Annotated in this window: 8 protein-coding genes; all 8 read left to right on the forward strand. The window is 51.5% G+C overall.

Annotation, left to right across the window (positions count from 1 at the left end; all coding sequences use genetic code 11):
- Positions 1–79: 79 nt before the first annotated feature.
- On the forward strand, positions 80–2,140 hold the full coding sequence (gene ptsG / locus ACYUJT_RS25225) for a glucose-specific PTS transporter subunit IIBC (RefSeq protein WP_460327642.1): 2,061 nt from the start codon (positions 80–82) through the stop codon (positions 2,138–2,140).
- Between the two features lie 86 nt (positions 2,141–2,226).
- On the forward strand, positions 2,227–2,502 hold the full coding sequence (locus ACYUJT_RS25230) for an HPr family phosphocarrier protein (protein ID WP_155610719.1): 276 nt from the start codon (positions 2,227–2,229) through the stop codon (positions 2,500–2,502).
- Positions 2,495–4,207: a phosphoenolpyruvate--protein phosphotransferase gene (ptsP, locus tag ACYUJT_RS25235; RefSeq protein WP_460327644.1), complete on the forward strand. Its 1,713-nt coding sequence runs from the start codon at positions 2,495–2,497 to the stop codon at positions 4,205–4,207. Before ACYUJT_RS25230 ends, ptsP begins: the two co-directional genes overlap by 8 nt.
- Positions 4,208–4,411: 204 nt before the next feature.
- A complete protein-coding gene (locus tag ACYUJT_RS25240; RefSeq protein WP_460327646.1) occupies positions 4,412–5,047 on the forward strand; it encodes a 50S ribosomal protein L25 in 636 nt (211 codons plus the stop codon).
- Between the two features lie 286 nt (positions 5,048–5,333).
- Complete coding sequence (locus tag ACYUJT_RS25245; protein WP_460327649.1) at positions 5,334–6,002, forward strand: DsbA family protein; 669 nt, start codon at positions 5,334–5,336, stop codon at positions 6,000–6,002.
- 1 nt (position 6,003) lies between these two features.
- The gene (locus tag ACYUJT_RS25250; RefSeq protein WP_460327651.1) at positions 6,004–6,447 is read left to right on the forward strand and encodes a disulfide oxidoreductase; all 444 of its coding nucleotides are present in this window, start codon (positions 6,004–6,006) and stop codon (positions 6,445–6,447) included.
- 110 nt (positions 6,448–6,557) lie between these two features.
- Positions 6,558–7,433, forward strand: coding sequence for a hypothetical protein (locus ACYUJT_RS25255; protein WP_460327653.1), 876 nt, complete (start codon positions 6,558–6,560; stop codon positions 7,431–7,433).
- A 163-nt stretch (positions 7,434–7,596) separates the two neighbouring features.
- On the forward strand, positions 7,597–12,322 hold a 4,726-nt coding region (locus tag ACYUJT_RS25260; protein ID WP_460327655.1), incomplete at its 3' end, for a hypothetical protein.

The following is a 12,322-nucleotide window of genomic DNA, read 5'->3' on the forward strand; positions in this document are numbered from 1 at the left end:
CCATAGTGCCTTTATTAGCTTATGCTTTTTTGCTGTTGTTACGGTGTTAAAGAGAGAAAAAGTATGTAGGAGGATGGACATGTTTAAACGCTTTTTTGGCGTACTGCAGCGGGTAGGTAAGGCATTGATGCTGCCTGTAGCGCTGCTGCCTGCGGCTGGATTGCTGCTCGGTATCGGAAACATGCTGGTAAATCCGGATTTCTTGAATCTCGTGCCGGCTCTGGATAACGCCACTGTAAATGCAATCGCTACGGTGATGATGAATGCCGGCGATATCGTCTTTACGAACCTGGCACTGCTGTTTGCCGTTGGGGTAGCAGTAGGGCTTGCCGGAGGGGACGGAGTTGCGGGACTTGCCGCGATAATCGGTTATTTGGTCATGAACGTGACCATGGGAACGGTGATCGGGGTTACACCTTCGATGATCGGAGAAGATCCTGCCTACGCTAGCGTGCTGGGCATACCGACCTTGGGGACAGGCGTATTCGGGGGGATCATTGTAGGGGTTCTCGCAGCCTCGATGTACAAACGATTCTTTAAAATCGAGCTGCCGTCATATCTTGGTTTCTTTGCAGGAAAACGTTTTGTGCCAATTATGACTGCTGCAACGTCTTTGCTGCTAGGATTGGCGATGGTGATCATTTGGCCACCGATTCAGGGAGGACTCAATTCGGTATCTCACTTCATGCTGGAGCAGAACCGCACGCTCTCTGCATTTATCTTTGGTGTCGTCGAACGGGGACTGATTCCGTTTGGTCTTCATCATATTTTCTATTCACCGTTCTGGTTCGAGTTTGGAGAGTACGTAAACAATGCGGGACAAATCGTCCGCGGAGACCAGAAGATCTTTATGGCGCAGCTTCGCGACGGTGTAGGCTTTACTGCAGGTACATTCATGACTGGTAAATTCCCGTTCATGATGTTCGGATTGCCGGCTGCGGCGCTGGCGATCTATCACGAGTCCAAGCCTCAGCACAAGAAATATGTTGCCGGGATCATGGGTTCGGCCGCGCTTACTTCATTTTTGACAGGGATTACAGAACCGCTTGAGTTCTCGTTCCTGTTCGTTGCACCGCTGCTGTTTGTCGTACACTGCGTATTTGCAGGTTTGTCGTTCATGACGATGCACTTGCTCGATGTCAAAATCGGGATGACGTTCTCAGGCGGCTTGATCGACTTCCTGATTTTTGGGGTAATTCCAGGGCGTACGCCTTGGTGGAACGTGATCATTGTCGGCTTGATCCTTGCCGTGATTTACTATTTCGGTTTCCGCTTCGTTATCCGCAAATTCAACTTGAAGACGCCGGGCCGCGAGGATGAATCGGCACAAGAAGACGGCGGGGAACAAAGAGGGAAGACCACGCAGGATGAGCTGCCGCACAACATTCTTGCCGCATTGGGCGGCCAGGGCAACATCGTCCATCTGGATGCCTGCATTACCCGGCTTCGCGTCGAGGTGAAGGAGAAAACGGATGTGGACAAAAACCGCCTTAAAGCGCTTGGCGCTTCCGGAGTTCTGGAAGTTGGCAACAACATTCAAGCCATTTTTGGCACAAGATCTGATACGATTAAGACCCAAATTGGGGATATAATGAGTGGTAAGACCCCAGTTATTTTGCCTTCTGCTGCAGCGGAGAAGCCAGCTCAGGCCGAACAGCAAGCAGGCAAAGACGGTAAAGCGATTATCGCCGAGGATATCGTAATGCCGGTCAGTGGTGAGCTGATGGATATTACGAAAGTTCCTGACCCTGTCTTCTCCGAAAAAATGACGGGTGACGGATTTGCGGTGCTGCCGGAGGAAGGGACGATTTGTTCCCCGGTTTATGGTAAAGTGTTTAATGTGTTCCCTAGCAAGCATGCGATTGGCATCTTGTCCGACGGAGGCAAGGAAGTGCTGGTTCATATCGGCGTCAACACCGTGAAGCTGAAGGGACAAGGCTTCAAAGTGCTTGTAGAGGAAGGCGATCTCGTAGCTGCAGGGCAGCCGATCATGGAAGTGGATATCGCTTATGTGAAGGAAAATGCGAAGTCCTTGATTTCTCCGATTATTTTCTCCAATCTTCCAGAAGGATCCACGGTCGAGCTGAACAAAACAGGCAAGCTGAAAGCTGGAGAAGCCAACATTATTACGATAAAATAAGCACGGCTTGGGGTTACAACATCCCTCATCCTGGTGATGAGGGGTTCAAATAAACTAAATTTCAACAGAAAGCGAGTGTACTAACCATGGAAAAAGTATTCAGAATTACGGATGAAGACGGTATTCATGCACGCCCGGCTACAGCACTGGTAAATACGGCAAATAAATTCAGCGGAGCTGAAGTATTCGCGGAAGCTAACGGCAAAAAAGTAACTTTGAAATCTATTCTTGGCGTACTATCCCTGGGTCTTGAAAAAGGCGATCTCATTACGTTGACTGTCGATGGAGACAATGCCGCAGAAGCGCTTCAAGCGCTCACTGACGTAATGGTTAATGAAGGGTTAGGCGAAGTAAATGCTTAACATCAAAGGGATTGCTGCATCGGCAGGTGTGGCGATTGCTCCGGTATTCAAACTGGAGCACCCTGATTATACGGTAAAGCACCAGGTGATCGAGGACCCTGCGGCAGAGAACGCTCGCCTGGACGAAGCTTTATCAAAATCGCAGCAGGAGCTTGAGGCGATTAAAGCACGGACGCTTCAAGAGCTGGGGGAGAAGAAGGCGGAGATTTTCGAATCGCATCTGCTTATTCTGAACGACCCTGAGCTGCTAACGCCTGTACGGGATAAAATTAATACGGACAAAGTCAGCGCTGCATTTGCACTGAACGAAACCGCGCAGCAGTTCATCTCCATGTTCGAGAACATGAAGAGCGACTATCTCAAGGAGCGCGCGGCGGATATGAAAGACGTTACGAAGCGCGTGCTGACTCACCTGCTCGGATTGAGTTACGTGAATCCTGCTGAGATCAGCGAAGAGGTTATCGTAGTAGCGGAGGACTTAACGCCTTCGGACACAGCGCAGCTTAACCGCAAGTACGTAAAAGGCTTTACGACGAATATCGGCGGCCGTACTTCTCACTCGGCGATTATGGCTCGTTCCCTCGAAATTCCGGCGGTCGTCGGAACGAAGGACGTGCTGAGCCAAGTGAACAACGGCGATCTGCTTATCGTCGATGGCCTGGACGGAACTGTCATCGTGAATCCTTCGCCTGAGGTTGTAGAGCAGTACACGGCGAAACGCGACCAGCATTTGCGGCAAATCGAAGAGTGGAAGAAGCTGCGCGAGGTTCCGACGGTATCCCGCGACGGGGTTCACGTTGAACTGGCGGCTAACATCGGAACGCCAAACGATGTGGCTGGCGTACTGGATAACGGCGGCGAAGGCGTAGGGCTATATCGTACGGAGTTCCTTTACATGGGCCGGACGGAGCTTCCATCGGAAGAAGTGCAGTTCAATGCCTATAAAACGGTGCTTGAGAAAATGGAAGGCAAGCCGGTGGTCGTAAGGACGCTGGATATCGGCGGCGACAAAGAGCTGCCGTACCTAGACTTGCCGAAGGAAATGAATCCATTCCTCGGTTTTCGGGCTGTACGTCTCTGTCTGGAGCAGACGGATATTTTCCGGACGCAGCTTCGGGCTTTACTGCGGGCTAGCGTTTACGGGGATCTGCGGATCATGTTCCCGATGATCGCTACGCTGGATGAATTCCGTCAAGCGAAAGCCCTGCTGCTGGAGGAGAAGGATAAACTGGCAGCCGAAGGCGTGTCCGTATCGGAGAACATCCAGATCGGGATTATGGTGGAAATTCCGTCAACGGCCGTACTGGCCGATCAGTTTGCTAAAGAAGTTGACTTCTTCAGCATCGGCACGAATGATCTTATTCAATATACGATGGCTGCCGACCGGATGAACGAGCGCGTCTCCTACTTGTATCAGCCATACAACCCGGCAATTTTGCGTTTGGTGAAGATGGTTATCGATGCCGCTCACAAAGAAGGACGCTGGGCGGGAATGTGCGGAGAGATGGCGGGAGATTCTACAGCAATTCCGCTGCTGCTAGGCCTAGGACTGGATGAGTTCAGTATGAGTGCTACTTCGATCCTGCCTGCGCGTTCGCAAATCGCCAAGCTCTCCAAAGCAGAAATGCAGGAGTTGGCGGCTAAAGCGCTGCAGCTAAGCACGGCTGAGGAAGTCGTAGAGCTTGTCAGAGGCATCAATCAGTAACCATGCTATTCTAAGCTTATCAGGTACTTTCAGGTTTCAGCTTTTCCAACACAATATATTTGGGTTTCTGTACAGCCGGCGCGGATGCGCCGGTTTTTTTTGCATATAAGGCATTATCGGGGTGCGGCGTTAGGAATAGCGGAGATTTGGGTAAAATAACAATGTGGCTTCAGCCATGGCACTACATTGAGGAGGGTGTTACGTATGACTGCGAGTACGAATCAACGAACACAGTACTTAGACGTCTCAAAGAGGACGGAGTTTACCCGCTCTTCACTTAACCGATTAAGGAAAAATGGGGGCATTCCCGCTAGTGTGTACGGAGGCGGAACGGATGCCCAGTCTATTTACGTGGAGGAGAAACAGCTTGCCAAAGTGGCCCGCACGGGACGCACCGAATTTTTTGATCTGCGGATCGACGGGGCTCAAGGCATTCCGGTTTTGATAAAAGAAGTGCAGCGGCGAGGCGGTAAGGTGGTGCATGTCGATTTTCAGAAGGTATCAAAAAATAAACCGATTCGCGTCAAGGTGCCGCTGATTTACAATGGGACGGCCGAAGGGGCGAAGGTTGGCGGCATCCTGCAAATTCAAGCGACGGATCTTGAGGTAGAGGGCTTGCCGGATGCGCTGCCGACCGGACTCGAGGTGGATGTGACTTCGCTTGGTACTGGGGATAAACTGGTTGCCGCCGACGTCCAGCTGCCTGAAGGCATTTCATTGATTGCCCTAGAGGATGAAGTGCTTGCTTCTGTCGTGCTTCCGCGTGTGGCGGAACCTGAGACAGAGGACGACCCTGGGGCGGAGCCGGAGGCTGCTGATGGTGCTGAGGGTAAAGAATAAACCAGGGTTATACACAGGAAAGACGGTCTATCGGGCCGTCTTTTTTTATATATTAGAATTTACATTTATACAAATCTAGCTTTGTGTGCGTTAGATGTTTTTTAATAATGATAGTATAATATATTCATGTTATGTATTATAATCCCAATTATAGCAAAGCGAAAACATTCCTTTGTAACTAGATTGGTTACACTGTATAATGTGATTATGCAAATTTAAAGAAAGAGGGGATGACATGCCACCAAAGAAGCAAGCTAGTACGCTAGCGCAGCGAAAAACAGAACAAATGAAGCAGAATCAAGCACAGAAGAAAAGACGGATTATTTGGTTTTCCACAGTTGGGGTGCTGCTGGCGCTCTGTATTATCGTATTACTGATCCCAACGAAACCCTCGGATAAAGCAGAGTCGTTTGATTATGCCAGCCTTCCGGTGCTGGGGGATCCGAACGCTTCTATTAAAATCGTGGAATTTGGAGATTATAAATGCCCGGCATGCAGTATCTTCAACGAACTCGTCAAGCCGCAAATCCAAAGCGATTACGTGGACCAGGGTAAGGCTGCCTTCTATTTCATGAACTATCCGTTTATCGGTCCGGATTCAGATACGGCTGCTTTGGCAGCGCAAGCAGTATATCACCAAAGCAACGAAGCATTTTGGACCTATTTCGATGCATTGTACAAAAATCAACCGGACGAGAGAGAGCAGTGGGCGACGGTCGATTATCTGGTCGAACTGGCGCAGAAGGAGAGCATCGACGTCGATTATGATCTGCTCCGCAAGGATATCGAGGAGAAGACGTACCAGAACGAAGTGGACGAGCATAGAAATAAGGCGAACCAGCTCAGAGTTCAGGGTACGCCTTCAATATTTGTTAACGGCAAGCCGTATAACGGGAACTTTGGAGACTACACCGAGATCAAGAAAGTGATAGAAAACGAATTGAAGGGTGAGTAGGATGGTCCAAGGCCCTGTGCGTTCTTTTTTTAGGGAATATGGCATTTATCTCGCTTGGCTCGTTTCGATGGTAGCTACTGCAGGAAGCTTGTATTTAAGCGAAGTACTGTATTATGAGCCCTGCAAGTTGTGCTGGTTTCAGCGCATATTCATGTATCCGCTCGTTATTCTGCTTGGCATGGCCGCGTTTCGCAATGACCGCAGAATGATTGGGTATACCCTCCCGCTCAGCATAATTGGAGGGTCTATCTCGATTTATCATTACGCTCAACAGAAAATTCCCGGTTTGGCGCAACTGCTGCCGTGCAAGGTAGGAATTCCGTGCAATGTCGATTATTTGAATTGGTGGGGATTCATCACGATTCCCTTTATGGCATTAATTGCATTCCTATTGATTACCGTATGTCTGCTCCTTGCGAGGCCTGCTGTCTCAAACGATGAATAAGCCTTACAGACGCCCTCAGCCATTAATTGGCTGGGGGTATGTTTATGCTTGGGTAATAAGAAGTGCAACATTTCGGGAGCTTAAATCGTTATCGTTAGTGGAGGTGCATAATGAATAAGAGCAGAAGAATGTTGACGATTTTAGCAGCAGTGATGCTAGTCTTGTCCTTGTCGCTATCCGCCTGCAGCAAGAAGGATCAACCGGGAACGCCGGCAAATCCTAATAACGGGAATGGCCAAATACAAGATGAGACAAAGCCTCCCGAAGATGCCGGAACTGAGGAAACTAAGCAGGGGACGGGCCGGTTTGTAGGGTTGATGGATAATCATTCGCTAGAAATAGAAGTAAACGGGGAACCGACGGCATTTCAAATGGATGCCTCGATTTCTGCCATTGCCGAGGGAATGGCGCCGAATGAGACGGTTGAATTCGAATACGTTGAGAAGGCGGTATCCGGCGATGATTCGCTGAAACAGCTGGTTCTTACCAAGCTTGTAAAGGCTGAACAATCTCCATCACTAGGAGAATTGCCCGCGACCAAACAGCTTGAAGTCGAGCTCGAAGGGATGAAGGAAGAACGGACCGCCAATTTGGCTGAGGGCAAGGGGTATGCGCTTTATGTATTTGATATTTTTGCCTTTGATCCTCAGTCGGATATATTGAGCATGAATTATGATTCGAATTACATGGTGAAAATTACCAAGCTTCCTTCCGATTACAATGTGGATGCGCTGCAGCAGGAAGCGAAGGAGAAGTTATCAAAGACAGGCAAGGCTGAGGATATAACAGGCGAGGTCATGCACAGGTTCATGCCGGATACTTCCGTATTTTTGCAGGCTGCTGGAAACAATTTGACCCAACAATATATTGTCAAGGAAATGGATGGACAGGGGTATGCGTTCGAGTTGAATATCCCGCAAGGCGAGCCGGCGGAAGGTTTTGTTCCTTTAGCCTACGCCTCCTTGAATTCTATCGTAACTCAGTAACTAAACCGGATATAGCCTTAGCGAGAGCAATCTTGCTAGGGCTATTTTGTTTTCAGCGCTGCATTTAACGGTTGATTTCGGAGAGAAGCTGCTGTGACAAGTGCCTAGTCATGCGCATATGATGCCACAGACGATTTAATTACTGGGCAAAGGAGAGAACGGCTTGAAGAAGAACAGAAACCCGAGAAGCGGTAGACCGAAAAAGTCGCTTTACTACGTGGATAATCCGGATATTAATGAGCTTAAACTGCTGGAGGCGGAAATAAACGAGCGGCGAGCCGAGACAAAGGACATGAGGCTCCATCAGTCTGCCGCACCTGCAATATATTCTCCTGACGATGATGTGAAGGCTGGCGATTTTTTTATCGAGGAGGAGGATGAGGAGGAATCAGCGGGCACAGCGGAGTCATCGTCGACGGCAAGTATCGAGCTTAAGAGCGACAGAGACGGGGCGTCGTTACCCACCATTAATCTAGAGGCGCATTTGGCAGAGAAGAAGACGCCGCTTAATAACGAAGGGATCGTCTATACGAACGATTTGAGGGATTCCGCTGTAACAGGGCCGAAAATCGCTCCCTATACGATCGATGCTTCCCGGATCAAATATGGAACGATTGGCACGGCCTGGTTGGCTGATTATGCGGTCCAGGGCCTCAAGATTGCCGACGGGGCGGTGACCTCATCCAAAATCGCACCCGAGTCGATTACAGGCGAGCACTTGGTCGACGGCTCTATCGAAGGAAGGACGATCAGGAATCGTTCCATTAGCGGGGAGAAGCTCCAGGAAGGCAGCATTACCTCGGATAAGCTGGCCGACGGAATCATCGTAGCCGACAAGCTGGCCGATCATTCGATTCAGAGCCGCCACTTGAGCGATTGGATCGTGACTACGGATTTGCTGCAGGATCAAGCTGTGACCTCAGATAAGATTATGAGCGGCAGCATTCAAACGATAAATTTGGCCAACGGAGTCATCGATAACTCCAAGCTTGCGGACCAGTCCATCACCTTTTCGAAGCTGCGGGACGGTGCCGTCACCGGGGTGAAAATTCAGGACGGTGCTATTCAAAGCCGCCATTTAGCCGAGGATGCGATCAATGTGCGCAATTTAGCTCCCGGATTGATCGGCAAAGAACAGCTGTCATTCTCTAGCGTGGGGACGGAGCAATTGGAGAACAAAATCATCGCACCGCAGCATATTAAGGAGAATGCCATCCAGTCCGAGCATCTTGCCCCGGAATCGATTGACCGGGTACACATCCGTGCAAGCAGCATCGGGGAGGAGCATATCGGAGCAGGGCAAATCAAAGGCAAGCATCTGGCCGATCGCAGCATTCTTTCGACGAAGCTGTCCGATCAATCAGTGGGGACGATGCAAATTGTCGAGCAGGCGGTAACCTCCTCTAAAATTGCCGACCAAAGTATTTTACCACAGAAAATAGCGGATGAAGCCGTATTGGCCAGGCATCTTGCCCACGGTTCGGTTCAATCAGCTCAACTGGCCCCTAGTACGGTGAAGTCTCAGCATATTGCGGCTGAATCTATACAGGGAGATCATATCGCGTCCTATGTCATCGAGGAGTGGCATATAGCGCAAGAAGCTGTAACCGGAGACAAAATCGGCGACGGGGAAATCAGGGATCAGCATTTGGCGATAGACTCCATTTCAACGCCACACATCCAGAAGGGGGCAGTCATCTCCGAGAAACTCAAGGATGGAAGCATCACCGAAAGTAAAATCGCGGACAGGGCAGTGACGAGCAAGGCTATCGATGCTGCAGCGATCAATTCTTACCATCTGGCTCACGGATCCATTCATACAGCTCATTTAGCGTCAGGGAGTGTCGGGGGAACCCAACTGCAGCCGGGAGCTGTCGAGGAGGAGCATATCAGCCATGGGGCCGTATTCACCCACCATTTGCAGGATCACTCCATTACTTCGCTGAAACTGTCTCCCGAATGCGTCACAAGCGATAAAATTAACGATTTGGCTGTAACGGTCTCCAAACTCGCCGAAGGAAGCGTAGTCTCCTCCAAGCTCGCTCCCGCTTCTGTTTTGACCAGGCATATATCGAGAGAGGCCGTCCAGAGCGACGCGCTGGCACCCGGAGCCGTATTATCCGAGCATATTGCGACGGAATCCGTAACAAGCAGGCATCTCGGTACGAGCATACTGAAGGGGCATCATTACTCGGATGGTTCGGTAACGGAAAAAGCGTTGGAAGATAGTTCGGTTACGGCTGCCAAGCTAAGAGAGAACGCTGTACAGGATAAACATTTGGGCGAAGAGGTCATTAAGGGGCGGCATATCGGCGACGCAGTGCTGGAATCGCGGCATTTAAGCCCCGAAGCCATTACGGCTGCTCATTTAGCCCCGGAATTATGCCGCGATGGATTGCTTCCCGAGGGCGGAGTCAGCGGAGATAACTTGATGCCAGGCTCAGTAGGCCGAGAACATCTTCAGCCGCGATCTGTGGATGGCGCCGTGCTGCAAACGGGTGTTGTCGGTTCCCTGCATATGCAGCCGGAGGCCATACAGCGGCAGCATATCAGCGTGGAATCTGTACTGAGTCAACATTTGACCGACAGTGTTGTACAGTCCCGCCACTTATCGGAAGGGGCCGTTGATGGGCAGCATATTGCTGCCGAGGCGGTAGAGGCATGGCATATCCGACTGCAAGCCTTGCAGAAAAAGCACATGTCCGCCGAGCTGCAGCAGAGAGGGCTGCTGCCGGAGGAGGGAATCGCCGGAGCTGATATTACGCCGGGAGCGATTGAGCGAATTCACTTGCAGGCAGGTATTGTAGATGGCGACGTATTACAAGGCGATGCCGTACAATCGGTTCATTTGCAGGCTGACGCAGTGCAAAGCAAGCATATGGCGCAGCAATCGGTTCATGGCGGACATCTCGCGAATGGCGCGGTGGAAGGGCATCATCTGTCTGATGGTTGCGTAAACGGCAATCATATCGCCGATGCTTCGCTGGCGTCCCGCCATCTTGAGCCCCAGGCGGTGCAGGTTGAGCATTTGTCGGCTGAACTGCGGCAGGGAGGTCTGCTCCCGGAGACTGGCATTGCAGGAAAGGATATTGTACCGGGAGCGGTCAGCAGGGTTCATTTGCAGGAAGGAGCGGTAGATAGCGATGTGCTGCAAAGAGAATCTGTAAGTTCATCGAAATTGCAGCCGCGATCGGTGTTGCCCCACCATCTGAGTGATGAGTCGGTCAACGGCCAGCATTTGGCGGAAGCCGTTATTGAAGCCCGTCATTTAACAGAGGGCAGCGTGAAGGAGAAGCATCTGGCCGATTCTTCGGTCGATTTCCGGCATATTCGTCCACTTGCGGTGCAATTAGAGCATTTGTCGTCTGACTTGCAGCACCATGGCTTGCTTCCGGAGGAAGGAATTGTCGGCAGGGATGTGGCAGCAGGCGCGATTGAACGCATCCATTTACAGGCGGGCATTGTGGACGGAGATGTTCTGCAAGGAGAAACCGTATCTTCTTCTCATCTTAAGAGTGATGCGGTACAGAGCCACCATTTGGCGGAGGAGTCGATAGAAAGCCGCCATTTATCGTCTGGCTTGGTGAAGTCGGAGCATCTCGGCGAAGAAAGCGTGAACGGGAAACATCTAGCCGATTCCTCCGTTGATTCCCGGCAGATTTGTCCTCAGGCCGTACAGGTAAAGCATTTATCTATTGACCTGCAGCGGAATGGTTTGCTTCCGGAGGCCGGCGTGAAAGGAAGCGATCTGGCCGTCGCCTCGATCAGCCGGGCGCATCTGCACCCTGGTGCTGTAGACAGCGCTGTACTGCAAGAAGAGTCCGTAGGAGCAGCGCATCTGCAGTCTGGAGCTGTCCAGGGCTATCATTTGGCTGAACAAGTGGTACAGAGCCATCATTTGGCATCTGGCCAAGTGGAGTCCCGCCATCTGGGCGAAGGTATTGTGGCGGACAGCCACATTGCGGAAGGAGCGGTAGGTGCTCGTCATATCGGTGCTGGCACGATGAAAGCGGAGCATCTATCCGCCGAGCTGAGGCAAGAAGGTTTGCTTCCGGAGGCCGGCGTGAAGGGAAGCGACCTGGCTGTGGGCTCGATTAGCCGGGCGCATCTGCACCCTGGTGCTGTAGACAGCGCTGTGCTGCAAGAAGAGTCCGTGGGAGCAGCGCATTTGCAGTCTGGCGCTGTCCAGGGCTATCACTTGGCTGAACAAGTGGTACAGAGCCATCATTTGGCATCTGGCCAAGTGGAGTCCCGCCATCTGGGCGAAGGCATCGTGTCAAACAACCACATCGCGGAAGGAGCGGTAGTCTCCCATCATATCGGTGTTGGCGCGATGAAAATGGAGCATTTGTCCGCCGAACTGCGGCAAGAAGGTTTGTTGCCGGAGGGCGGTGTGAAGGGGAGCGATCTGGCAGCAGGCTCGGTCAGTCGCGCACATCTGCAGCCAGGCACGGTAGATGGTGAAGTGCTGCAGGAAGAGTCCGTGGCGACGGCGCATTTGCAGTCTGGAGCCGTCCAGAGCTACCATTTGGCTGACGAACTAGTTCAAAGCCATCATCTGGCATCTGGTCAAGTGGAGTCCCGTCATTTGGGCGAAGCCATCGTGTCAGACAGCCACATCGCGGAAGGTGCTGTAGGCTCACGTCATATCAGTGTCGGCGCGGTGAAAGTGGAGCATTTATCCACCGAGTTGCAGCAGGAAGGATTGCTGCCAGAGGGCGGCGTGAAGGGGAGCGATCTTGCAGCAGGCTCGATCAGCCGCGCACATTTACAGCCAGGTACGGTAGACGGCGAGGTACTCCAGGAAGAGTCCGTGGGAGCAGTGCATTTACAGTCTGGAGTCGTCCAGAGCTACCATTTGGCTGACGAACTAGTTCAAAGCCATCACC

Source organism: Paenibacillus sp. YSY-4.3 (assembly GCF_054767475.1).